This is a genomic window from Paenibacillus sp. p3-SID1389 (assembly GCF_025151705.1).
GTDB lineage: Bacteria > Bacillota > Bacilli > Paenibacillales > Paenibacillaceae > Fontibacillus > Fontibacillus phoenicis.
The window spans coordinates 20641-46333 of the sequence record NZ_JALXVO010000029.1 but is presented as its reverse complement, the minus strand read 5'-3'; the positions used below and the strand labels follow the sequence as shown (position 1 = coordinate 46333).

The following is a 25693-nucleotide window of genomic DNA, read 5'->3' as shown; positions in this document are numbered from 1 at the left end:
TTGAATATAAATCCGTACCGCAGTCTGCTTGAATGCAGGCTGCGTTTTTTTGTTGCCCGCTTCAACACGAACTATCCCTTAGAATATCCCAACTTGAAAAATCCTTGTTTTACCTTGGAGCGAAAAGGCTATACTACCAAGTATCAGTATAAGAGTGGGAGGCGTAACGCGTATGGATCTAAATGTTATCCTGATGGCGGTCCAAATGTTTTTTGCCGTCGTGATTGGGCTTTATTTCTGGAATCAGCTGCGCAGTCAAAAAGGCAACCGGCTGGCGGTAGACCGGGAATCGCGCAAGGAAATGGAGAAATTGCGCAAGCTAAGGGCCGTCTCGCTCACCAAGCCGCTTGCGGAGCGTACCCGTCCGGCCTCGATGAACGACATCGTTGGGCAAAAGGACGGTTTGCGTGCGCTGAAAGCGGCGCTTTGCAGCGCCAACCCGCAGCATGTGATCATTTACGGTCCGCCGGGCGTAGGAAAAACGGCGGCAGCACGCGTTGTGATGGAGGAAGCGAAGAAAAATCCGATATCTCCCTTTAAATCCGATGCCAAATTTGTTGAAATTGATGCAACGATCGCCCGCTTCGACGAGCGCGGCATCGCTGACCCGCTGATCGGTTCGGTGCATGATCCGATCTACCAAGGGGCGGGGGCGATGGGGGTTGCCGGCATTCCGCAGCCGAAGCCCGGTGCCGTGACGAAGGCGCATGGCGGGATTTTGTTTATCGATGAGATCGGCGAATTGCATTCGATTCAAATGAATAAACTTTTGAAGGTTTTAGAGGATCGCAAGGTGTTTCTGGAGAGTGCGTATTATAACTCCGAAGACTCCAATACGCCGGCGTATATCCACGATATTTTCCAAAATGGCTTGCCTGCGGATTTCCGCTTGGTTGGCGCGACAACCCGCTCGCCGCAGGAGATCCCGGCCGCTTTACGCTCGCGGTGCATGGAGATTTATTTCCGGCCGCTGCTGCCGGAGGAAATCGCCCAAATTGCAGAGGATGCGGTGAAGCGAATTGGCTTCCAGCCTTGTCCGGAAGCGATTGAAGTGATTAAGAAATATGCGACGAACGGCCGCGAAGCCGTTAATATGGTGCAACTCGCTGCCGGTCTGGCCCTCACCGAGAAGCGCGACCAACTGCTGGCATCGGACTTGGAATGGGTGGCCACGAGCAGTCAACTGGCGCCGCGACCGGATCGCAAAGTACCGGATCAGCCTGCAGTTGGTGTCGTCAATGGCCTGGCCGTGTACGGGGCAAACATGGGCACATTGCTGGAAATTGAAGCTACGGCGGTTCCTGCTGAAAAGGGTAAAGGCACCTACAACATCACCGGTGTCGTAGACGAAGAGGAAATCGGCGGAGGCAGCCGCACGCTGCGCCGCAAGAGCATGGCCAGAGGCTCGGTGGAAAATGTCCTGACTGTCCTGCAGCGGATCGGGCTGAATCCGCCGAGCTATCACCTTCATATCAACTTCCCGGGGGGAACCCCGATCGACGGTCCTTCTGCCGGGTTAGCCATCGCGACTGCGATCGCCTCGGCGATCAAGCAGGTGCCAGTGAACAATCAGATCGCCATGACCGGCGAACTGGGGATTCACGGCAAGGTGAAGCCGGTTGGCGGCGTCGTGGCGAAGGTGGAGGCGGCATTCCAGGCTGGCGCCACGACGGTGCTGATTCCGAAGGACAACTGGCAATCGTTGTTTGAAGGCTTGGAAGGCCTGCGGGTAATCCCTGTCGAGACGTTAGGTGAAGTGTTCCGCCACGTCTTTGGTCCCGAGGCCGAGAAGAATCTGGAGTTGCCGATCGGCGGCGACCTGTTTGCTCCGGCAACAGCTCCCGCGCCTTTTCTGCACGCAGAGTCACCTTCGCAAGGCGGAGCGATGTAAGCCGGGCCAGCAGAGGTTACCTATGCGTCATGCTCATACACATTCCGGGGAGCGGCTGCTTGAGGCGGTCGCTCCTCGTTGGTGTTTTTATGTAACATTTGCTAAAATAGCAATGAAATCTACAGAGAACGTTTGGAGGTGCATAAGCGATGGGACCCCATAAATCCAAAGGCCGGCGATTTCCGCTGCTGCCGCTGCGCGGTCTGCTCGTCTATCCAAGCATGGTACTGCACTTGGACGTGGGACGAGAGAAGTCGGTGAAAGCGCTGGAAAAAGCTATGGTCGAAGATAATCTGATTCTCCTCTGTTCTCAATCGGAAGTGAACATAGAAGAACCAACCCAAGAAGATATCTTTCGCATCGGCACCGTCGCAAAGGTGCGCCAGATGTTGAAGCTTCCCAACGGCACCATTCGTGTGCTGGTGGAAGGCATGGAACGCGCTGAAATTATCGAATATTTGGATAATGACGAATATTATGAGGTTATCGCCGAAGAGCGTCCGGAGGAAGAAACGGTGGATCCGGAAGTGGACGCACTAATGCGTACGGTGTTAACCCAATTCGAACATTATATCAACTTATCTAAGAAGGTCACGCCGGAGACGCTGGCAGCCGTATCAGACATTGAAGAAGCTGGTCGTTTGGCGGACGTAATCACCAGCCATTTGTCCTTGAAAATCAAGGATAAACAAGAAATCCTCGAAACAATCGATGTCCGCAAGCGGCTGGAGAAGCTGCTCGACATCTTAAATAACGAGCGCGAAGTGCTGGAGCTGGAGCGCAAAATCAACCAACGCGTCAAGAAGCAGATGGAGAAAACGCAGAAGGAATACTATTTGCGCGAGCAGATGAAGGCGATCCAGAAGGAGCTCGGCGAGAAGGAAGGGCGGGCCGGCGAAGCCGAAGAGCTGCGGGCCCAGCTCGAAGAGAAAGGGCTGCCGGAGAACGTCCGGGAGAAGGTCGAGAAGGAAATCGACCGCCTGGAGAAAATGCCGGCCAGCTCGGCGGAAGGCGGCGTCATCCGCAACTACGTGGATTGGCTGCTTAGCCTGCCGTGGAACAACAAGACCGAAGACGACCTCGACTTGGCCAAAGCGGAGCAAGTGCTGAACGAAGACCATTACGGCCTCGATAAGCCGAAGGAACGGGTTCTGGAATACTTGGCTGTGCAGAAGCTGGTCAAGAAGCTGAAAGGCCCGATCCTGTGCCTGGTCGGCCCGCCAGGGGTCGGGAAAACGTCGCTGGCCCGCTCCATCGCCCGTTCGCTAGGGCGTCAGTTCGTCCGCATTTCGCTGGGCGGCGTGCGGGACGAAGCAGAGATTCGGGGACACCGCCGCACCTATGTCGGCGCAATGCCGGGACGAATTATCCAAGGCATGAAAACGGCAGGAACGCTGAATCCGGTATTCTTGCTGGACGAGATCGACAAGATGGCTTCGGACTTCCGCGGCGATCCTTCCGCGGCGCTGCTTGAGGTGTTGGATCCGGAGCAAAACAACACTTTTTCCGATCATTTTATCGAGGTTCCGTTTGATCTATCCAACGTGATGTTCATTACGACTGCCAATGCGGTACATAACATTCCGCGGCCGTTGCTTGACCGGATGGAGACGTTGTTTATTCCGGGCTACACGGAGCTGGAGAAGCTGCAGATTGCCAACCGTTACTTGCTGCCTAAGCAAAAACGCGAGCATGGACTGGAGCCGGAGCAGCTAGAGGTTGGCGAAGATGTGCTGCTGCAAGTGGTCCGCGAATATACCCGCGAATCCGGCGTGCGGAATCTGGAGCAGCAAGTGGCTGCCTTATGCCGTAAAGCGGCGAAGCAGATCGTGTCCGAGAATAAGGAGAAAATTATCATCACAACGGACAATGTCAAGGATTTCCTTGGCCCAGCGAAATTCCGCTATGGGGTGGCCGAGCTGGAAGATCAAATCGGCACGGTAACGGGACTAGCCTGGACGGAGGTCGGCGGGGAGACGTTGGTCATCGAGGTGACCGTCGTACCGGGATCCGGGAAGCTGACGCTAACCGGTAAGCTGGGCGACGTGATGAAGGAATCGGCGCAAGCTGCCTTCAGCTACACCCGCTCCAAGGCGGCGGAGCTGGGGATTCCGCTCGATTTTCACGAGAAGAACGATATTCATATCCATATTCCCGAAGGGGCGATTCCGAAGGACGGTCCGTCGGCGGGCATTACGATCGCTACTGCGCTGATCTCGGCGTTGACGAACCGACACGTCTCCAAGGACGTCGCCATGACTGGCGAAATTACGCTGCGCGGACGCGTGCTGCCGATCGGCGGCTTGAAGGAGAAATCGCTTGCCGCGCATCGGGCGGGCTACCGTAAAGTCCTGATGCCGAAGGACAATGAGCGCGATCTGCGCGACATTCCGGACAGCGTTAAGGAGGACCTGGAGTTCGTACCGGTGTCACATATGGACCAGGTGCTCGAGCATGCGCTCGTAGAGCGTCCAGGGATGCACTAGCATGTAAGCGTGGCGCAAAGGTGCGTCATCGCTCAAGAGAGGAAATGAACGATGAAGGTAACCAAGGCTGAATTTATCATCAGCGCTGTTGGCCCCAATCAATATCCTGAGGACGCCTTGCCGGAGATCGCTCTGGCAGGGCGTTCCAATGTGGGCAAATCGTCGCTGATCAATCGGATGATTAACCGCAAAAACTTAGCGCGCACCAGCTCAACCCCCGGAAAAACGCAGCATCTGAACTATTACCGGGTGAATGACCGGCTCTACTTTGTGGACGTGCCAGGCTATGGGTATGCCAAAGTATCCAAGTCGCAGCGCGAGGTCTGGGGCAAAATGATCGAGAAGTACCTGCAGGAGCGGGAGACGCTGAAGCTGGTGCTGCAGATCATCGATCTGCGCCATCCGCCGACCAAGGACGACGAGCTGATGTACGACTGGCTGAAGGCGTACGAGCTTCCGGTGTGCGTCGTTGCCACCAAAGCCGACAAGGTGCCGAAATCGCGCTGGCAGAAGCACCTGAAAATTATCAAGGAAGCGCTGGTACTGCGGGCCGGGGATCCGTTGATCCTGTTCTCGGCGGAAGAGGGGATTGGCAAAGATGAGCTGTGGGCGCAAATCAAGCGGTATGCGGGGCTGGCGGAAGAAACCGAGGCTAAAAGCCCGGAAGCCTCCGATACAGAAAATGGGAAGAGCTAAGAATTCGGTAAATACGAAAGGGATTTGGAGCAGTTTCCGCAGGAAAGTGAGCATGCAGCGAAATTGTTCAGGTTAAAAACGGCTTAATGCCGTTTTTTCTGGAAAATGGCAAGAATTCACGTTTTGGCCGCTGAGCGTACGGTTGGAATCGTAGTGTATAATTATAATAAAGCGATTAAGAATTGAGGAGATTTGTATGGCTCAGCGGTTAGCCACAGAGTATGTCAATGCCAGTATGCGTTTAACGGAAGTTCAGATGTCGCAGTTTATTCACAAAGTCTACGATCCCCATGTGCGCCAGCGGGTCAAAGTGTTGGACAACGGCGGGCAAGAGGTCGTACTGGAGGATGACGGCGGTGAGGAAGTGCATCTTCCATTTGAACGTGTTGACGGTTATTATGTCTGCGAAATGTCTTTCCGCTTGGAAAAACCCCATTTAACGAACGTGATGAGACTGTTGTTCGCCGCCTTTAAAGGCTCCGGCATGGTCACCCGAATTTATAACGGATTCATGATGATGTATTATTATCAGGAAGGCCGGGTTCGCAAAATCGTCGAGTATTCTCGGGAATCCTACAAGCTTGTGTTCGAATACAAGGATGCGGCGGCGGAGCTGCAGCAAATTTACCGGAATAACGATATTGAGCTGGAAATCGCCCGGATCCGCAAAAACATTAATTCGCTGCTTGACCAGCGGTTTGTCGCGGATGAAGCGGATGTGGAACGCATCGACAATGAGCTGCGTCAATGCTCGCGAAGACTGTTTGTCCTAGAGGCATAAACTAAAATAGTTCAGTCCCCTAAACGGGTGTCACCAGAGAGAGGGCGACAACATAATGTACTAATGATAACTACCCTATTACAGGGTAGTTTTTTATTCATGAACCGCGAACGGATGCAGGGATTTTGCCGAAAAAATAGGTTGCATTTGTCCGCAAGAGATGTTATTTTTAATCTCGTTGAAAAGAATATAGGAACCAGGATTCACTCAGGACATGGAGATGTTGCGAGAGATGTTTCCCTCGAGAAGTGAATGACGTAGGTCCTAGCGGATGAAATTTTTTCAAACATTTTATTCCTAGGAAGGGGGAGCCGGAAGATGGAATATTCAACTTTCGGAAGACACGTTGCGGTTGATGCTTGGGGAATCGACTATGAGGTGCTGAACAACGCCGGGTTGTTGGAAGCCCACTTGGTGGAAGCGGCGGAAGCTTGCGGAGCGACCATTTTGTCGATTCAATCCAGACAGTTTGAACCGCAAGGAGCCACCGTGCTTGTGATGTTGTCGGAAAGCCACCTCTCGATTCACACGTATCCTGAGAGAGGGTTTGCTGCTATTGATTGCTACACCTGCGGGGAATTTGTAGATCCGCAGCTGGCGATCGATTACCTGGTGTCCGTCTTGAATCCGGAGAAAACGTATGCGAAGAAGCTGATTCGGGGCTTAGGCGAGCTGGAAGTAGCCGAAGCGGATTCGAATCGCGCTGAATTTGTTTAAGCGAGGATAGATTTTCTAAAAAATTGGAAAAAAGCTTAACCATGGGTCATCCATGGTTATTTGTTTTGAATGAATGAAATTCATAAATAATTCATAAAAAACTCATAGAAATCCCAGGGGAGCCGAAGGCTACTGTGATATAATTAACATAGTTTGTTTGCGATACATGCTATTGACACTTCTTCAAGGCAGGTGAACTTGCAATGCACATCGTCGTAGTTGGGTTAAACTATCGCACGGCGCCTGTGGAAGTCAGGGAACGCTTTTCTTTAACAGATACGGACATGCCGCAAGCGCTGCAGGAGCTCTTACGTACCAAGAGTGTATTGGAAGGCGTAATTATTGCCACCTGCAATCGTACAGAAATCTATGCCGTAGTTGATCAACTGCACATGTGCGGGTCCTTCGTTCGCAGCTTTATGGAACGCTGGTTTGGGGTTCCTCGCGAAGAATTTACCCGCCATTTATATATATATGAAGACGAACAAGCGATTCGTCATCTGTTCCGCGTTGCGTGCGGTCTGGATTCGATGGTGCTGGGGGAAACCCAAATTCTCGGCCAGGTCAAAAATGCGTTCTTGCTCTCGCAAAGCGAGAAATGCACCGGAACATGGTTTAATATGTTGTTTAAACAAGCGGTCACGCTGGGCAAACGAGCCCATTCCGAAACCGCCATCGGGGAGAGCGCTGTTTCGATCAGCTATGCTGCCGTGGAGCTGGGCAAGCGGATTTTTGGCAGCTTTGAAGGCAAACGCGTGCTGATCCTTGGTGCCGGCAAGATGAGCGAGTTGACGGCCAAGCACTTGAGCGGTGCCGGTGCGGAAGAAGTGCTGGTAGCCAACCGGACATTTGCCCGGGCCCAGGAGCTTGCCGCGAAATTTCACGGTGTGCCATGCACCATGCAGGAAGCGATGGAACGGCTGGAAGAGGTGGATATTCTGATCAGCTCGACCGGTGCGGAAGGGTATGTAATCACTTCGGCACAGGTCGCCCGCAGCATGAAGGGGCGGATGGATCGCCCGTTGTTTATGATCGATATCGCGGTGCCGCGGGACATCGAGCCGGCCATCGGCGAGCTGGATCAGGTATTCCTGTATGACATCGATGATCTCGAAGGCATCGTAGAGAGCAACATGGAGATGCGCCGCGCAGAAGCGGTTAAGATCGAAGCCATGATCGAGGACGAAATCGCCGCCTTCGGAACATGGCTGCAGACGCTGGGCGTGAAGCCGGTCATTCGCGCGCTGCAGGAGAAGGCTTCCGATATTCACGAGAATACGTTGGACAGTCTCTTTAATAAGCTGCCGGAGCTGGATGAACGGCAACGCAAAGTGATTCGTCGCCTCACCAAGAGCATTTTAAATCAAGTGCTGCATGATCCGATTAACCGGATCAAGGAGATGGCTGGCGAAAGTCAAGGCACGAAAGCGCTGGAGATGTTTACGCAGATTTTTGCGCTGGAGGATCGTCTGGAAGCACAAAGCGATGCACCTTCCGCATCCGGCAAGGAGATCTCCGCCTCACGGGAAGCGCAAGAAATGTTAGCGTCCCGGGCGTCCGAAGGGTTGCCGGAGCTCGAAGATGGGCTCCCAAACCAGGTCTCCTTCGAGCCTGAGCCTTCGTTGCCGCTGGCGAAGGTGTCTGTATAATCTGGATAACTGGATATTCTACACCGCGAGAACGCCCTGAGCCCTCTGCCGGATGCACCCGAATCGATGGCTGATTCGACGCTGAAGCGGAGGGGGAAGGGCTTTTTTTGAAGGGATGAACATGGAAAATTGCGGCAGGGTAGGGTATGCTATTAATCAGTTGAAGTAGGAGGGATGCGCCATACCTTATTATGTGCCCGTCCTATTGAATTTGGCAGGCCGTCGCTGCGTCATTATTGGCGGCGGACCGGTTGCCGAACGGAAGGCGACGATGCTGGCAGAGGCTGGAGCGGTAACGGTGGTGATTAGTCCCAACGTAACGGAAGGTCTGCAGCGGCTCCATCAGGAGCGGGAGCAAGTCGTATGGATCCAACGGGAGTATCAACAAGGGGATTTGGCCGGGGCGTTCCTCGCTTTTGCCGCGACCGATCGGCCGGAGGTCAACGCCGCTGTGGCCGCCGAAGCGGAGGCGGAGGGCATCCCGATGAATGACGCGGGCGAAGGGACGCGAGGCAGCATGATTACGCCCGGCGTTCTGCGCCGCGGGGGGCTGGTCGTTGCCGTCTCCACCTCGGGGGCGGGACCAACGGCCGCGCGGGAGCTGATCCGCGAGATTGATGAACACTTTGGCGAGGATTACGAGCGTTACATTGACTTTTTAAGCTCGGCGCGGGCTTTCATTAAAGAGCGAATCGACGATCCCGGAAGACGGAAGCGTCTGTTTCGGAGGTTGGCCGAGACCGATATATTGACCTCGATCCGGGAAGGAAGCTTTGAGCCGTGGAGCGAAGCAGCCATGATCGCCTGGATTGAGGAACAGACGGAGGAATAAGCATGACGAAGCGAACGATAGTGGTGGGTACGAGACAAAGCCAGCTGGCGCTGACACAGACGGGACAGGTCATCGACGATTTAAAAGCGATCTGCCGGGAGCATCACCTGCCGTTTGATTTTGAAATCCGCAAGATCGTAACCAAGGGAGACCGGATTTTGGACGTGACGTTGTCCAAGGTTGGCGGCAAAGGGCTGTTCGTGAAGGAAATCGAGCAGGCGATGCTGAACGGGGAGATCGATTTGGCGGTCCATAGCATGAAGGACATGCCGTCTGTGCTGCCGGACGGACTGATGAACGGTGCGGTGCCGCGGCGGGTTGATCCACGGGATGCGCTTATTTCAAGAAACGGACGGAGCCTTGACGAATTGCCGCAGGGGGCCAAGGTAGGGACCAGCAGCTTACGTCGCGCCAGTCAATTGCGCGCTTATCGACCGGACTTCGTGCTGGAGCCGATTCGCGGCAATATCGATTCCCGATTGCGCAAGCTGGAGGAGGAAGGTTTTGACGCGATCATTTTGGCCGCGGCGGGGTTATTCCGCATGGGTTGGGAACACCGGATTACGGCATTTCTTCCCGCAGAGGTCTGTCTGCCCGCCGTTGGTCAAGGGGCGCTTGGCATCGAATGCCGCGAGGATGACGACGAGGTGCGCCGGCTCTTGTCCTTATACAATGATCCGGACACCGCGGTGACGGTGGCTGCGGAGCGCCGTTTCCTCGGCGTGCTGAATGGCGGCTGCCAGGTGCCGATTGGAGCCTACGCGACGTTGCTGCCGGAAGAAGGCGCAAGCGGCGAAACCGGCCGTCCGCGTTTGCGATTGACGGGGATGGTTGGTTCGGCGGACGGAACGACGATTCTGAAGGAAAGCGCCGAAGGAACAGATCCGACCGAGCTGGGAGAGCAGCTTGCCGGCCGGCTGATCTCGATGGGAGCAGCTGCATTATTACAAGAAACCGGGGAGTGAACGAATATGGCTGGTAAGGTGTATCTGGTTGGCGCAGGCCCTGGAGATGCGCGATTGATTACGCTGAAAGGGCTTGATTGTCTGGAGAAAGGCGACGTGATCGTCTACGATCGTCTGGCCAATCCCAGCCTGCTGCGAAGAACGAAGCCCGGGGCAGAGAAAATATATGTCGGGAAGCGAACCGACCGTCACACGATGAAGCAAGAGCATATCAATCAGCTGTTGGTTGATTTGGCGCTGGCGGGCAAAACCGTCGTTCGCTTAAAAGGCGGGGACCCGACGATCTTCGGCCGCGTTGGAGAGGAGGCGGAGCTGCTGCGGCAGCACGGAATTCCTTACGAAATCGTGCCGGGGATTACGGCGGCCATCTCGGTGCCGGCGTATGCAGGCATTCCTGTCACTCACCGGGATATGGCTTCCTCGGTGTCGATCGTTACGGGGCGTGAAAGCCCGGACAAGCTGGATCAGTCTATCGACTGGGAAAAGATCACCAACGCGACCGGCACCCTTGTGTTTATGATGGGCGTGGCCAATATTGGTCATATCAGCAGACAGCTGATTCATTACGGTCGGCCGCCCGAAACGCCGGTTGCCCTGATCCGCTGGGGGACGAGAGCCGAACAGGAGACGCTGGTCGGGACGCTGGCCGATATTGAGCAAAAGGTACGCGAAGCTGACTTTAAGCCGCCGGCCGTCACGGTTGTCGGCGAAGTTGTGGCTCAACGGGAGCAGCTCATGTGGGCGGAATCGCTGCCGCTATTCGGCAAGCGGATTCTCATCACCCGTTCGCGCTCGCAAGCAAGCGAGCTGGTGCGCGGCATCGAGGAGCTTGGCGGCGAGCCGTACGAGTTCCCTGTCATCGACATCGCGATGCCGGAGGGCCGGGAGCTGGCCAGCACGGACGAAGCGCTCAATCAGCTAGAGCAGTACGATTGGGTATTCTTCACGAGCGTCAATGGCGTGGAGTATTTCTTCTCGCACCTGGAGAGACTGGGGAAAGATGTGCGCGGGCTGCATAAAGCGAGAATTGCCGCCGTAGGGCCGGCAACGCAGGCGGCGCTGCGCCAACGCGGGATTGCGGCGGAGGGCTTGCCGGGCAAGTTTCAGGCCGAGGGCCTGATGGAAACGTACGGCAGCGAGTTGAAGCCCGGACAGCACGTGCTGTTGCCGCGCGGCGACCTTGCCCGAGCTTGGTTGCCTGCTGCCTTGCGTGAGCAGGGCTTGACCGTCACCGAGGCAGTCATGTACCGGACAGTGCCGGCCGGGGAAACGGACGAAGAGCTGTTGAAGCTGCTCGAGAAAGGCCGTATTCACGCCGTCACCTTTACCAGCTCGTCAACGGTGACGAATCTGTTGGCCGCGCTCACCGGCATGGGGGTCGCCGATCCGGTCGCTGCCCTGCAAGGCGTGGACATCGCCTGCATCGGGCCGGTCACGGCGAAAACGGCAGAGGATGCAGGCCTGCGGGTGTCGATTCTTGCGGAAGAAGCAACGATCGATAGCTTGATTCAGGCGCTATGTGACTGGAAAGCGCGGACGGCGTCGGCGAAGTGATTTTTTTTGATTAACACGGAGGCTTAACCCCGTGTTGCATACTTAGGAGGGAATCAAAGATGAATTTTCCGATCGTAAGACATCGCCGGCTGCGTCAGTCGGCTGCGATTCGCGGGATGGTGCGTGAAACCGTCCTGACGGTGGACGACTTGATTCAACCGATCTTTGTAACTTATGGAAAGGGCGTCAAGAATGAGATTTCATCGATGCCCGGCGTGTTTCATTTTTCGCTGGACACGCTGGAAGAGGAAGTCAAAGAAATTATGGATCTAGGTATTCCGGCGGTTCTGCTGTTCGGCATTCCGGAAACGAAGGACAGCGTCGGCACCTCGGCCTTTGCGGAGGACGGGATCGTACAGGAAGCGACGCGGATCATTAAATCGCGGTATCCGGATTTGCTGGTCGTAGCCGACACCTGCTTATGCGAATTTACGGATCATGGCCATTGCGGGATGGTACATACGTTTGAACGCGACGGGCATGTCTGCGGCGACGTCATGAACGACGAGTCGCTGGAGCTGCTGGTGAAAACCGCTGTCTCCCAAGCGCGAGCAGGCGCCGACATCATCGCGCCGTCCAACATGATGGACGGATTTGTGCAAGCGATCCGTGCGGGACTGGATGAAGCGGGCTTCAGCCATGTGCCGATTATGTCATATTCCGTCAAATACGCGTCTTCGTTTTATGGGCCGTTCCGTGAAGCGGCGGACTCGGCGCCGCAGTTCGGCGACCGGAAGACGTATCAGATGGACCCGGCCAACGCCCGCGAAGCGCTAAGGGAAGCGGAATCCGACGTGCTGGAAGGCGCGGATATGCTGATGGTGAAGCCGGCCTTGGCCTTTATGGATATTTTGCGGATGCTGCGGGATCAATTTGATCTTCCGCTGGTCGCTTACAACGTAAGCGGAGAGTATTCGATGGTGAAGGCAGCCGCCCAGCAAGGCTGGATCAACGAGCGGGCCATCGTCACTGAGATGCTGCTAGGCATGAAGCGGGCGGGTGCGGATATCATCATCACGTATTTCGCCAAGGATATGGCACGCTGGCTGCGCGAGAAGCAGTAAGCATAGAGCCAAGAACGGGGTTTGAACAGTTAAGGAGGGGGATCGATGAGCAAGGACACGATTGGCCGGCGGGGCGAAGAGCGATCGCGCCTGGCTTTCGAAGAAGCGAAGCAGGTCTTGCCCGGCGGCGTTAACAGCCCGGTGCGGGCATTTAAATCCGTTGGCTTGACGCCGATGTATATCGAACGCGGGGAGGGCTCCCGGATTTATGATATCGACGGCAACAGTTTTATCGATTATGTAGGCTCCTGGGGGCCGCTGATTATGGGCCATGCTCATCCAGAGGTGGTGCGTGCGCTGCAGGAGACGGCTGCGAAAGGGACGAGCTTTGGAGCGCCAACGCTGCTAGAGACGCAAATGGCCATGCTGGTTGCTGAACGGGTGCCGTCGATCGATGTGGTGCGGATGGTGAACTCGGGAACGGAAGCAACGATGAGTGCGATCCGTCTGGCACGGGGATACACGGGCCGCAGCAAAATTATGAAATTCGAAGGCTCCTATCACGGCCATGCCGACAGCTTGCTGATTAAAGCAGGCTCCGGCGTAGCGACGCTGGGACTGCCGGACAGCCCGGGCGTGCCTGAGGGGGTTGCCTCTAATACAATTGCGGTACCTTATAACGACTTGGCTTCGGTTGAGCTTGCGTTTGAGCGGTTTGGGGAAGAGATCGCCGGCGTTATCGTGGAGCCTGTAGCCGGGAACATGGGCGTTGTGCCGCCGCTGCCGGGATTCCTGGAAGGTCTGCGCCGGATTACCGAGCGATACGGCAGCTTGCTCATTTTTGACGAGGTCATGACAGGCTTCCGCGTAGGGCTGAATTGTGCGCAGGGGCGCTTTGGCGTTACGCCGGATTTGACTTGCCTCGGCAAGGTGATCGGCGGCGGGCTGCCTGTTGGAGCGTATGGCGGAAAACGCGAGATCATGGAGCAAATCGCGCCAAGCGGGCCGATTTATCAGGCCGGGACGCTGAGCGGCAACCCGTTGGCAATGGTTGCGGGTTACACGACGCTGTCGCTGCTTACTCCAGAGGTGTACGACCGGCTGGAGCGCTTGTCGGCGAAGCTGGAGGAAGGCTTTACGCGCAACGCCAAGGAAAAAGGTATTCCGTGTACGATCAACCGCGTGGGCTCGATGATCTGTCCGTTTTTTACCGAAGAGAAGGTTATCAATTACGAGACGGCAAAAACAAGCGACCTCGACTTGTTCCGCCGTTACTTCGCGGCGTTGCTTGAGCAAGGCATCAACGTGGCGCCTTCGCAGTTCGAAGGTATGTTCGTCTCGGGCGTGCATACCGACGAAGACATTGAGCTGACGATCGAAGCGCATCGCTTGGCGCTGCAAAAGCTGTGAGCGGCAAGCTAACCTGGACGCGGCGCGGGGAATGGCTCGAGCTGATGCCCGGCAAGCTGCCTGCGCGCGATGGGCAGGACCGTCTGGATGCGGCGATGGCTTGGCTGGAGGAGGGGCTGCAGGCTCCTCCTAAGCTGCTGCGCCGGCTGCGGGCCGAAGGCGGCATCAAGCTCGCCGGGGACCGTTTAAGGCTGCTGGCCTTTCCGGCCAGGGCATCGCAATATGCTCCGGTTGAGGCAGAGCTTTCGCTTTTATATGAGGATGATTTTTGCCTTGTCGTGCACAAGCCGGCAGGGCTAAAAGTCCATCCGGACGGCAACGAGGGGGGCGCTTCCCGTAGGGACTCGGCTCCGCCGGACACGCTTGCCAACCGCGTCGCGGGATGGTACGCCAGCCTGGGTCAGCCAATCGCTGCGGCGCATATTCACCGGCTGGACGAATATACGTCAGGACCGGTGTTGTTCGCAAAGAACGAATACGCCCATTTAAAGCTGGATGAAGCGATGAGCCGCAAGGAGATCGGACGGACTTACATCGCGTTTGTACAGGGCGTTGTTAGTTCCGCGCTTAAGGTCATTGACCAGCCGATCGGCCGGGACCGCCATCACAATCAGCGGCGCCGGGTGTCCCCTACTGGCAAGCCGGCGATCACGCATGTGGAGCTGATGGAGGTATACCCGAAGCACGAGGTGAGCCTCGTTCGGCTGACCTTGGAGACCGGCCGCACGCATCAAATTCGCGTCCATCTGAGCGCAGCGGGCCATCCGCTCGTAGGGGATGCGTTGTATGGCGGCAGCACGAAGTGGCTGCCTTATCAAGCGCTGCATGGGGAGCGGCTGGTGTTCCCGCACCCGCTCACCGGAGAAGCGGTGGAGCTGGGCGATCCGTGGCCGCCGGCCATGATCCAGCTGCGCGATCGCTTTCGTTGACAAGCCGGGCTGTCGTATGGCAGCCTGGCTTATTTTTTACTTAGAGTTGGTCTGTACCCTGCAATCGGCAAAAAGCTGGCATGCACTCCTTTTTGCAGCATATAGATTAAACGAGGATGATTTGGATCAAGATTCATCGATTTCTAAATCAGGTTTGGATATGCTGAAAGGAGGTAACGAGTTGGCTGATCAATCCTATGGTCTCAGGTTTGATATTTATGAGCGCATACATCTTTCTGAAGATGTGATCGGCATTGAAGAGCTGGAGGAGATCGAGCTCTATCCGAAAGTCCAGGTGATTCCCGGGGAGGAGTATGCCGCGCTGCGCGGCCATTTGCTGTTGTCGGGGGTGTATCGGGGAGAAGGAGAAACGCAGAAGCTGGAACACTATATTCCAGTAGAAATTACGATACCGCTAAGCCGGGTAAACCGGTTGGAGGATATCACGGTCGAAATTGAAAATTTCGATGTTGACCTGCTTAGTTCGCGCAGCTTGAATATTACAGGCGTCTTGTCGCTTCAGGGGGTGGAGACCATCGCCTTAGTGTCCGAACAAGATGCATGGAAGGATCGCGAGTTTACGACGGCCCATGTCGTACCGAATCTGCCCGGCGACGAATCGGAAGCGGAATCGAATTTCAACACGGAGGATTCAGCGGATTATGCTTCGGCGCTGACCGAGCCTGAACCGATCCCGGCAGCGCCTTTGCTGACGGAAGAAGTTCGCCAAGAGCCGGAGCCGACGTTCTCTTGGAATTCGTTAATCCGCGAAACGGCAAACGAAGAGCCGGAGCCTGAACTGGAGCTGAAGCAAGAGCCGCAGGACGAAGAGCCTCAACAAATCCCGCAATTCGCTTCGTGGCAGGCGTTTCCGGACGATGTCCTTGCCGCGCAAAAACGAAATGCGGACGAGCCGCAGGAAACCATCTCCTGGAGAGAGGATGTCCCCGCATTCCAGGAAGCTAGTCCTTGGGCGGACAAGGAATCCGAATCGGACTTTGGCGCTGCCGCAGAGGTTTTTGCAGATCAAACAGAGGAGTTGGATGTAGACGCAGCGTTTCAGGAGGAAATTCGCCCATTCGCAGAATCCGCGCCGATTGAACGTGCGAGTGAAGCCGTGGAAGCGGAAGCTGCCGAGCCGGAACGGGTTTCGTATGGGCTAGGCGAAGAAGTTGCTGTAGTGTCAAACGATACGGTGAACGAAGACGTTTTGGAGGCGGATGCGGCGGCTGAAGCCGATCAGGGTGCACCTGCCCAGCCAGAAGAGAAGAAGGAAATGAAGATCGCATTGGGTGCCAAAAAAGGGGATGACGAGGGGGGCCGAGATAGCTTTGGCTTAACGAAGCTGATTGCCTCTTCTTCCCGGCCCGCTCAAGAACCGCAGGAGGAAGCATCGGATCAGCCGAGTCTGGACGACAGCAGAGACCCAAGTGAGGGTGAGGAGCTGCGGTGGAAGAACCTGTTCATCAGCAACGAGGATCAAAACCCCTTCCGCAAAGTGCGTCTCGTGATCGTGCAGCGCGAAGAGACGTTGGATGATATCGCCCAACGCTACCACCTGAGTCCACGGGAGCTGCAGCTGTACAACCGGCTGTCCGAGCATCAGGTGAATGAAGGGCAAATTTTGTACATTCCGTGAGGATCTCCCCGTGAAATCAGGCGGATTGTTGACTCCCGTTCCTTTCCAAGTTATGATAATATAGATTAAAGTAATAAGATCTATGGCAAAGACTTGGAACGGGAAGAGTAGGCAGCGTACCCTTCAGAGAGCGGAATCCACGGCTGAGAGATTCTGCAGGACATGTAGCTCACCGAAGTCGCCCGGGAGTTGTCCGTTTGAGCAGCATATCATATGGGGTTAGAACGGACCGGCAGCAGCCGTTATCTGCATGAGAGTCGCATTTCTTGCACCGGATGGTGAATGAACCGGATGCCATTGATGCGAAACAAAGGTGGTACCGCGAAAGTAAAGCCTTTCGTCCTTTGAGACGAAGGGCTTTTTGTTTTTTCTTAGGCAGCATGAAGTAGGCGCGAAAGCCCGTCCCGAAGTCTTATGCACACGGTGTGGAGCTGATGACGCCAGTCGACTATCTTGGGATCGCCAAGGCTATGCTTATTTGTAACGGAGGTTGAATAGGATGACAGAAAATCAAGATCGACAAACTTCGTCGGTAGAAATGCCGACGACGTACGATCCGAAAGCAGCGGAGCAGAAATGGCACCGTTATTGGTTGGAGAACGGCTTCTTTAAAGCCGGACAACGGCCGGATGCCAAGCCCTACACGATCGTGATTCCGCCGCCTAACGTAACCGGGATGCTGCATATCGGGCATGCGCTGGATTTGACGCTGCAGGATATTTTGACCCGGACCAAGCGAATGCAGGGATATGACGCGTTGTGGCTGCCCGGGATGGACCATGCGGGGATTGCAACTCAAACGAGAGTGGAGCAGCGGCTTAGAGAGCAAGGCGTATCCCGATACGACCTGGGCCGCGAGAAGTTCCTCGAACAAGTATGGGCCTGGAAGGACCAGTATGCGGAAACGATTCATGAACAGTGGGCCAAAATGGGCGCTTCGCTCGATTATTCGCGCGAGCGGTTTACATTGGACGAGGGCTTGTCCCAAGCGGTTCGCGAAGTGTTCGTGAAGCTTTATGAGAAAGGCTTGATTTACCGCGGCAAATACATTATCAACTGGGATCCGGCGGCGCGTACGGCGCTTTCCGATATCGAGGTAGAATATAAAGAAGTTAACGGGCATCTGTACCATCTTCAGTATCCGCTGAGCGATGGAAGCGGCTATATCACCGTGGCGACGACTCGTCCAGAGACGATGCTCGGCGATACCGCCGTTGCTGTTCATCCAGAGGATGAACGTTATCGCCATCTGGTCGGCAAAACGCTTCGTCTGCCGATCGTTGACCGTGAAATCCCGATTATCGCCGATGAATACGTGGAGAAAGAGTTTGGCAGCGGCGCGGTAAAAATCACCCCGGCGCATGACCCGAATGACTTCGAAGTTGGTTTGCGCCATAACCTGCCGCAAATTAACGTGATGGACGAGACCGGCAAGATGAATGCTGAAGCCGGCAAGTATCAAGGCCTCGACCGCTTCGAATGCCGCAAGCAGATCGTGAAGGATTTGCAGGAGATGGGCGTGCTGATCAAAATCGAGGATCACGTGCATCAGGTTGGTCATAGTGAACGGACCGGCGTTGTGGTTGAGCCGTATCTGTCGACGCAATGGTTCGTGAAGATGAAGCCGCTCGCGGAAAAAGCGATTGAAGCGCAAAAATCGGGGAACGGCGTTAACTTCGTACCGGATCGGTTCGAGAAAATTTATTTGAACTGGATCGAGAACGTACGCGATTGGTGTGTTTCCCGCCAATTGTGGTGGGGTCACCGCATTCCGGCCTGGTATTGCGACGAGACCGGCGAAATGGTTGTAGCCCGCAGTGAGGAAGAAGCACGGGCCAAGCTGGGACGCGACGATATCCGACAAGACGAGGACGTGCTGGATACGTGGTTTAGCTCTGCACTTTGGCCGTTCTCCACACTGGGCTGGCCGGATGAGGATAGTGCGGATCTCAAGCGCTATTTCCCAACGTCCGTTCTTTCCACCGGTTACGATATCATTTACTTCTGGGTTGCCCGGATGATCTTCACTTCGCTGGAATTCACCGGTCAAGTTCCGTTCAAGGATGTCCTGATCCACGGCCTCGTCCGCGACAGTGAAGGGCGCAAAATGTCCAAATCGCTGGGCAACGGCGTCGATCCAATTGAAGTTATTGAGAAGTACGGTGCCGATGCAATGCGTTACATGCTGTCCACCAGCAACACGCCGGGGCAAGACCTGCGTTTCCGTTGGGAACGCGTTGAGCAAGCCCGCAACTTCGCCAACAAGATTTGGAACGCTTCGCGTTTTGCGTTGATGAACCTGGAGGGCGTGAAGTACGAGGATATCGATATCAGCGGCGAGCTGTCGACGGCGGATCGCTGGATTTTACACCGGATGAACGAGACGGCCAAGGAAATTACCCGCCTGATCGACGCTTACGAATTCGGAGAAACCGGTCGATTGCTGTACAACTTCATCTGGGACGATCTGTGCGACTGGTATATCGAATTCGCCAAGCTGTCCCTGTACGGGGAAGATGCTGCGGCTAAGAAGAAAACCCAATCTGTGCTGGCCTATGTGCTCGATCGCACGCTGCGCATGATCCATCCGTTTATGCCGTTTATTTCCGAGGAAATATGGCAGCATTTGCCGCATTCTGGCGAAACGATTACGCTGGCGGCTTGGCCGGAATACGACCCTGCGCTGGAAGCACCGGACGCTGTTCAGGAAATGAATCTGCTGATCGATGTCATTCGCGCTGTGCGGAATATCCGCGCCGAAGTGAATGTGCCGATGAGCAAAAAGATCGAGCTCGTCATCAAGCCGGGCAGCGCGGAAGTGCTGGAAGTGTTGTCCCGCAACGAGCATTACATCCGCCGTTTCTGCAATACGTCGGAGTACGAGGCTTCGCTGAACGCCGGCGTGCCGGATAAGGCGATGACCGCTGTTGTAACGGGAGCCGAGCTGTTCCTGCCGCTGTCGGGTCTGATTGATATCGGACAGGAAATCGAGCGGCTGACGAAGGAACTCGACCATCTGAACAAAGAAGTGGAACGCGTTGAGAAGAAGCTGGCCAACGAGGGCTTTGTGTCCAAAGCGCCGGCTAAAGTCATCGAGGAAGAACGGGCGAAGATGGCCGATTATTCCGAGAAACGCGACAAGGTGCTGGCACGGATTGCGGAGCTGAAAGGTTAATTGAAAATAAAAGTTCAAGAAGTCAGGTTTGGAGCACCGAAGAAAAGGCTTTCGAAGATGACTTCTTGAACTACACTAATATTAAATGAAGGTGACTGACATGGGGGATCGTACAGAGGAAGAAGCACGGCCGCTGAACAGCTATGCTGAAGCGGTCGATTGGATCAACGGGCTGCTGCCGTTTGGCATCCGTCCCGGCTTGGAACGGATCGAGCTCATGATGGAAAAGTTAGGCCATCCCGAACGGAGGCTGAAATTTATTCATGTGGCAGGGACGAACGGTAAAGGCTCCTCCTGCGCTTTCCTGACCCGAACACTGCGGGAATGCGGTTATCATGTGGGGACGTATACGTCCCCTTACATCACAAAATTCACGAATCGCTTCCAATATGATGAGGAAGATATCCCCGAGACGGTGCTGCTCGAGCTGGCGAACCGGGTTGCTCCATTGGTGGCTGAAATCGCCGGCACCGAACTGGGATCCCCAACCATGTTCGAGGTGAGCACAGCGATCGCGATTTTGTATTTTGCGGAAGTGTGTTACCCCGATGTGGTAGTATGGGAGACCGGGCTTGGGGGAAGGATGGATGTGACCAATATTGTGACGCCGATCGTCTCTTTGATTACGAACATCGGCTTGGATCACATGGACGTCCTTGGCGACACAATCGAGCAAATCGCCCGCGAGAAAGCTGGCATTATCAAGGCGGGGGTACCTGTGGTCAGCTGCGCCGAGCAGCCGGAGGCTGTTGCCGTACTGAAGGAAACGGCGGCAGCCAAGCATGCTACCCTCTATCTGATGGGGGAGCAGTTCCGGTACGAGCGGGTGGCGGTGGATGCCAAGGAGCAGCAGTTGCATTTTCAAGGTCCATTCCGGGAGATGGATTTTACGATTCGCATGCTTGGGGAGCATCAATGCAAGAACGCCGCCGGCGTCATGATGGTGCTGGAAGTGCTGCGGCAGTATATGGCTTTTATCCTCGAGGATGAACAGGTGCAGGACGGTTTCCGTACTTCCTTCTGGGCCGGACGGCTGGAAGTGGTGCGGGAGGAACCTCGCCTTGTATTGGACGGAGCACATAATCCGGAAGGTGCCGCTTCGCTGGCGAAAAGCCTGCCTGAAGCGTTCCAATACCGCAAGCTGCATTTGATGATGGGGATGCTGGCCAATAAGCATCATCAGAGCTACTTGAAGCATATATTACCAATAGTGGATACGCTAATTCTGACCGAGCCCGATTTTCGCCGGAAAATGGACGCCGATGCGTTGTATGAACTCGTGGCCGAACTACAGGGGATAGAAGCGAAAGCGGATTTGGAAATCATCGTGGAACGTGACTGGAGAAAAGCCCTTTCGCTTTTGGAGTCACGGACGGAACGGGAGGATCTTGGGGTAGTCACCGGCACGTTGTATCTGATCTCGGACGTGCGGGCGGCCCTTTTGCATCAAACCGATTCTGAAAAAGGCTGGTGACCATTTTGTTAAATACGACCGAACAACACGTACATTTTATCGGTATCGGCGGATATGGCATGAGCGCCATTGCCCGCGTGATGCTGGAAATGGGGTATACCGTCACGGGATCGGACGTTGCCTCCCAAGAGTTGACGGAGAAGCTCGCCGCGAAGGGAGCAAAAATCTACATCGGCCACACCGCCGAACACGTGCATGGGGCGGATTTGGTCGTTTACTCTACGGCGCTGCCGCAGGATAATGTGGAGCGTTTGGAAGCCCAAGAGCAAGGCATACCGGTGCTGCATCGCTCTCAGATGCTGGCCCGGCTGTTAAATGAGCGAAACGGTGTAGCTGTAGCCGGAGCTCATGGCAAAACGACAACCTCGTCGATGATCGCGCTGGCGATGGAGCTTTGCGGCACCGACCCAACCTACATTATCGGCGGGGAAATTATGGACATGGGCACGAATGCCAAAGCCGGACAAGGAAAATGCGTGGTTGCGGAAGCTGACGAAAGCGACGGCTCCTTCTTGCAGTACTATCCATCGCTTGGCGTAGTGACCAACATCGAGGCCGACCATTTGGAAAACTACGGCGGTGACTTCAATCGTCTGAAGGAAGCCTACGTGCAATTTCTGAATCAGATTAAACCGGACGGCAAGGCTGTCGTATGCGGAGACGACCCGAACATACGGGAATTGCTTCCTCGGGTTCAAAGCCAGATGATTACGTACGGCATCGAAACCAACTGCGATTATACGGCCCGGGAGATCGAGCTTGGGGATCGCTGTGTAACCTTTAAGATGCATCAAGGCGACCGGGAGCTTGGTACGGTGGAATTGTCTGTGCCTGGTCGGCATAATGTTTACAACGCCATGGCGACCGTCATCGTCTGCATGGAGGCAGGCATTCCGTTCAATGAAATTGTAAAAGCATTGCGCCACTTCCATGGCGCGAAGCGCCGCTTCCAGGTGCTTGGGGAGAAGAACGGCATTCTGATCATCGACGATTACGCTCACCATCCGACGGAAATCCAAGCGACGATCGCAGCGGCCAAGGCGACCGGCAAGCGGATTATCGCCGTCTTCCAGCCGCAGCGTTATACACGCACCTTCTTCTTGTTGGATGCGTTCAGCCGGGCGTTTGGAGAAGCGGATGAGGTGATCATCACCGATATTTATTCGCCGGCCGGAGAGAAAGCGATCGAAGGCGTGAGCTCCTCGAAGCTGGTCGAATTGATCAAACAAAACAGCAATCCCGGCGCTCGTTACTTGCCGACGAAGCAGGACGTAATTGCCGATTTGCAGCATCGTTTGAAGCCTGGCGATCTCGTGCTGACGATGGGCGCGGGCGACATCTACAAAGTGGGGTACGAGCTGACCAAAGGGCTGTCTAACTAAAGCCTCAAGCTTTACCCTTCAGTATAAACGGTCTTTACCGGGCTTTGGTTCCCGGGGAGGCCGTTTTTTTCGTTTCTTACAATCTACGAACCTCACCTCTTTAGGCTTGGCATAACCGTTAGTTCGCGTTCATATGGATAGGGTAGAAGAATGGACAAGGAGCGTGCGGACCGTGAACAAAGCCAAAATGACATTCCGGTTTGACAGGGATGGCCGGGAAATCCGGCCGGAGCGGGAGATTGCTGAGGAGCCGATACGGAGGACGACACCCCAATATCGAGCGGTAGAGACGGTAGAGGAATGGGGGGATCCCTTCACGGACCATACAGGGATGGGGCTCACTGTCTTTCCGGGCGGACAAGACCAGAGACAACGCCAAGATCCGATGGGGACAACTCGGGACGATTGGGAAGAAATTTACGACAAAGACCCTTGGCAGACAGAGTGGCAGGAGGAGACCCCTCCCATCTATACCCGTCCTCACCGAACCTCCTGGTGGAAGGTGGCCGGCTCTTTGACCGGAGCGATTGTTACGGGCGCACTGTTTGGGTATGTCGTGCTATCTTTATTTAATCAGGAGATCGAACTCCCTCTTCCAGGGATTAACACGAACACGCCGCAGCAGGTGGAATCGGGAGACACAGCAAGCCAGCCGGCCATGGGGGAGATTGAAGGGGAGGACCCCGCAACCGAGGATAACGTTCCGCTTATTAGCGTCGCATTGCCGGAGCAGACTTACTACTTCCTGCAATATGGCGTGTTTAGCACGGCGCAGGGGGTGCAGCTGGCGCAGGAGGAACTGCAAGCGTCCGGTATTGCAGCTGCCCGGGATACGGTCGACGAGAAACGGGTTTATGCCGGGGTCTCCACGGATAGAGAGCAATCGAAACTGCTTACCGGTCAACTGAAGGCGGCAGGTGTGAACCTGATTTTGCACGAGATCTCGTTCCCGGCAGCGGCTAACGTCCCATTTGCCGGCGAACGCGAAGCGTTGGAAGGGTTTATGGCGCAGAGCGCAGAGCTGGTTGACCTGCTTAGCACCTCGTCCGCAGCGCTGCTGACCGAAGCGGACCCGCAGCCGCAGCAGCACCCGGAACTAGAGCAATTGGGGGCCAAGCACCAGGCCTGGACACAAAGCGCTTCGGCGATCCGCGGGAAATGGTCTACGGCGGGGGCAGCCCTGGCCGGTGAAATGGAGAAAGCGATCAACGGGGCGGTCGAGGCCATGAGCGAATATCAGAAAAACGGGGCAAAAACACTGCTCTGGGAAGTACAAAATGAGATGATGCGCTTCATTATGGCCGAGCAGTCACTCGTTCACGACGGAGTATAAATATGCAACAGGACATTTAATCCAAAGACAGGGGGCTGGAAATAGTTTCCCCTGTCCTTTTTGTGTTTGCGCCTGGGGCCATAATAATCTTATAATAGGTTAGTGTCAAAAAATGGCGGGGATGACAGCAAACCGTTGTCGATTCTTATCTATTTTTTACCAACTTATGCATGTAACCATTCAGGACATCAATTCGTTTTCTACAAAGGAGAGTTCCATAATGGATACCGCAAATTTGCGCCGGATTATTCTTGCTTCCACTTCACCTCGCAGGCGTGAATTAGTCGCATCTCTGGCGATTCCTTTCGAAGTGGTACCAAGCCATACAGAGGAATCTTTCGAAGCATCGTTATCGCCGGAGCAAATCGTGATGGAGCTTGCCGGGCGCAAAGCGGAAGCCGTTTACCGGGGGCTTGATCCTTCGGCAGACCGCAATGCGGTGATCGTCGGGAGCGATACGATCGTGGTCCGAGACGGCGAAGTTTTGGGTAAACCGAAGGACACCCAAGAGGCAGCGGATATGCTGCGAAGCCTGCAGGGACGAGAGCATGTGGTGTATACTGGCGTAGCCTGCATGGACGCCTTAACGGGGCGACGTCACGTTGATTACCGGGCGACGACTGTAAGGATGAAGACATTGACCGAAGCGGAAATTCAAGCCTACGCCCGCAGCGGGGAAGGATTGGACAAGGCTGGGGCCTATGCGATTCAAGGACTTGGCGCTACGATCGTTACTGGAATTGAAGGATGTTATTTTAATGTGGTCGGCTTGCCGGTCTCGTTGCTCGTGGACATGCTGAAGGATTTCGACATTCAGGTGCTGTAAGCAGGAGGCTGAGCTTGCCGTGATGGCAGGTCATCGGGAAGTGATAAAGCATATCCTTCCGAACTTAGGACGGGCGTAACCGGAATAACCGGGAGCGACCCGAACCCATTCGGAAGCGGGGGATAGCGATGGAACAAGCACAAACTCCCTATATGCTGCGTGATCTTCCTTCTGAGGAGCGGCCAAGGGAACGAATGATCAAATACGGAGCGGGGGCGCTCAGCCATGCGGAATTGCTGGCGATCCTGCTCCGCACAGGAACACGCCAGGAATCGGCAGTTCATATGGCCCAGCGATTGCTCGCCGAATTAGGCGGGCTGCGCGGGTTAGTTGATGTCAGCCTGGAAGAGATGACGAGCCTGAAAGGCATCGGACCTGCGAAAGCGGTCCAGCTGAAGGCAGGGATTGAGTTGGGGCAGCGACTGGCCAAGTCACGTCTTCCGGATCAAGCAGTAATCCGCAGTCCGCACGATGCGGCTGAGCTATTGATGGAGCAAATGCGCTATTTGCAGAAAGAGCATTTTGTATGTCTTTTTTTGAATACAAAAAATCATATCATTGCTCAAGAGACGCTTTCGATCGGAAGCCTGAACGCATCGATTGTGCATCCGCGCGAGGTGTTCCGGGCTGCGATCAAATGCAGCAGCGCTTCCGTCGTATGTGCGCACAATCATCCCAGCGGCGATCCCACTCCAAGCCCGGAGGATATCCGGATGACGCGTAGGCTTTGCGAAGCGGGGGAAATTATCGGCATCGATGTGCTCGATCACATCGTCATCGGGGACGGCAAGTTCGTCAGTTTGAAAGAACGGGGCTTGATGTAACTTCAGTGAATTCAAGATTCGCCGTCGAACTTGCATCATTGATGAACTTCGTGATCGGAAGATGACTTTTTGAACAACCGTTTCAATGAAGGTTCAAACAAGTCAGGTTTCGAGCACCAAGAAGAT

General features: G+C 55.2%; 19 protein-coding genes and 1 other annotated feature. All 19 genes read left to right on the top strand.

Going from position 1 to position 25693, the window contains the following annotated elements:
- Window positions 1-172 precede the first annotated feature (172 nt).
- The 19 genes from lonB (at window position 173) to radC (ending at window position 25567) form a co-directional block, all read left to right on the top strand.
- Window positions 173-1891, top strand: coding sequence for an ATP-dependent protease LonB (lonB, locus tag M3G15_RS13215; protein ID WP_260071181.1), 1719 nt, complete (start codon window positions 173-175; stop codon window positions 1889-1891).
- A gap of 149 nt (window positions 1892-2040) precedes the next feature.
- Window positions 2041-4377 carry an endopeptidase La gene (lon, locus tag M3G15_RS13210; RefSeq protein ID WP_009225151.1) on the top strand — a complete coding sequence of 779 codons (2337 nt, stop codon included), beginning with the start codon at window positions 2041-2043 and terminating at the stop codon, window positions 4375-4377.
- A gap of 51 nt (window positions 4378-4428) precedes the next feature.
- The gene (gene yihA / locus M3G15_RS13205; RefSeq protein ID WP_009225152.1) at window positions 4429-5073 is read left to right on the top strand and encodes a ribosome biogenesis GTP-binding protein YihA/YsxC; all 645 of its coding nucleotides are present in this window, start codon (window positions 4429-4431) and stop codon (window positions 5071-5073) included.
- Between the two features lie 196 nt (window positions 5074-5269).
- Window positions 5270-5854 carry a hypothetical protein gene (locus tag M3G15_RS13200; protein ID WP_009225153.1) on the top strand — a complete coding sequence of 195 codons (585 nt, stop codon included), beginning with the start codon at window positions 5270-5272 and terminating at the stop codon, window positions 5852-5854.
- A gap of 318 nt (window positions 5855-6172) precedes the next feature.
- Entirely contained in the window at window positions 6173-6571 is a 399-nt protein-coding gene (gene speD / locus M3G15_RS13195; protein ID WP_009225154.1) for an adenosylmethionine decarboxylase, read from the top strand.
- 203 nt (window positions 6572-6774) lie between these two features.
- Entirely contained in the window at window positions 6775-8220 is a 1446-nt protein-coding gene (hemA, locus tag M3G15_RS13190; protein WP_009225155.1) for a glutamyl-tRNA reductase, read from the top strand.
- Between the two features lie 205 nt (window positions 8221-8425).
- Window positions 8426-9052, top strand: a complete 627-nt coding sequence (locus M3G15_RS13185) for a precorrin-2 dehydrogenase/sirohydrochlorin ferrochelatase family protein (protein WP_260071180.1) — start codon at window positions 8426-8428, stop codon at window positions 9050-9052.
- 2 nt (window positions 9053-9054) lie between these two features.
- The gene (hemC, locus tag M3G15_RS13180) at window positions 9055-10017 is read left to right on the top strand and encodes a hydroxymethylbilane synthase (RefSeq protein ID WP_260071179.1); all 963 of its coding nucleotides are present in this window, start codon (window positions 9055-9057) and stop codon (window positions 10015-10017) included.
- Window positions 10018-10023: 6 nt separating this feature from the next.
- A complete protein-coding gene (gene cobA, locus M3G15_RS13175; protein ID WP_260071177.1) occupies window positions 10024-11571 on the top strand; it encodes a uroporphyrinogen-III C-methyltransferase in 1548 nt (515 codons plus the stop codon).
- A gap of 59 nt (window positions 11572-11630) precedes the next feature.
- Window positions 11631-12635 carry a porphobilinogen synthase gene (gene hemB / locus M3G15_RS13170; protein WP_009225159.1) on the top strand — a complete coding sequence of 335 codons (1005 nt, stop codon included), beginning with the start codon at window positions 11631-11633 and terminating at the stop codon, window positions 12633-12635.
- 45 nt (window positions 12636-12680) lie between these two features.
- Entirely contained in the window at window positions 12681-13985 is a 1305-nt protein-coding gene (gene hemL, locus M3G15_RS13165; protein ID WP_009225160.1) for a glutamate-1-semialdehyde 2,1-aminomutase, read from the top strand.
- Window positions 13982-14914 (top strand): RluA family pseudouridine synthase, encoded by a 933-nt coding sequence (locus M3G15_RS13160; protein WP_260071176.1) that lies wholly within the window; start codon window positions 13982-13984, stop codon window positions 14912-14914. Before hemL ends, M3G15_RS13160 begins: the two co-directional genes overlap by 4 nt.
- A 181-nt stretch (window positions 14915-15095) precedes the next feature.
- Window positions 15096-16553 (top strand): LysM peptidoglycan-binding domain-containing protein, encoded by a 1458-nt coding sequence (locus tag M3G15_RS13155; protein ID WP_260071175.1) that lies wholly within the window; start codon window positions 15096-15098, stop codon window positions 16551-16553.
- 85 nt (window positions 16554-16638) lie between these two features.
- Window positions 16639-16901, top strand: a binding site (T-box leader).
- A gap of 151 nt (window positions 16902-17052) precedes the next feature.
- Window positions 17053-19728 carry a valine--tRNA ligase gene (locus M3G15_RS13150; protein ID WP_260071174.1) on the top strand — a complete coding sequence of 892 codons (2676 nt, stop codon included), beginning with the start codon at window positions 17053-17055 and terminating at the stop codon, window positions 19726-19728.
- 100 nt (window positions 19729-19828) lie between these two features.
- Complete coding sequence (locus M3G15_RS13145) at window positions 19829-21202, top strand: bifunctional folylpolyglutamate synthase/dihydrofolate synthase (protein ID WP_260071173.1); 1374 nt, start codon at window positions 19829-19831, stop codon at window positions 21200-21202.
- A 59-nt stretch (window positions 21203-21261) separates the two neighbouring features.
- The gene (murC, locus tag M3G15_RS13140) at window positions 21262-22584 is read left to right on the top strand and encodes a UDP-N-acetylmuramate--L-alanine ligase (protein WP_260071183.1); all 1323 of its coding nucleotides are present in this window, start codon (window positions 21262-21264) and stop codon (window positions 22582-22584) included.
- 172 nt (window positions 22585-22756) lie between these two features.
- Complete coding sequence (locus M3G15_RS13135) at window positions 22757-23917, top strand: SPOR domain-containing protein (protein WP_260071172.1); 1161 nt, start codon at window positions 22757-22759, stop codon at window positions 23915-23917.
- A 220-nt stretch (window positions 23918-24137) separates the two neighbouring features.
- Entirely contained in the window at window positions 24138-24743 is a 606-nt protein-coding gene (locus M3G15_RS13130; protein ID WP_260071171.1) for a Maf family protein, read from the top strand.
- Between the two features lie 128 nt (window positions 24744-24871).
- Complete coding sequence (gene radC, locus M3G15_RS13125; protein WP_260071170.1) at window positions 24872-25567, top strand: RadC family protein; 696 nt, start codon at window positions 24872-24874, stop codon at window positions 25565-25567.
- Window positions 25568-25693: the final 126 nt, after the last annotated feature.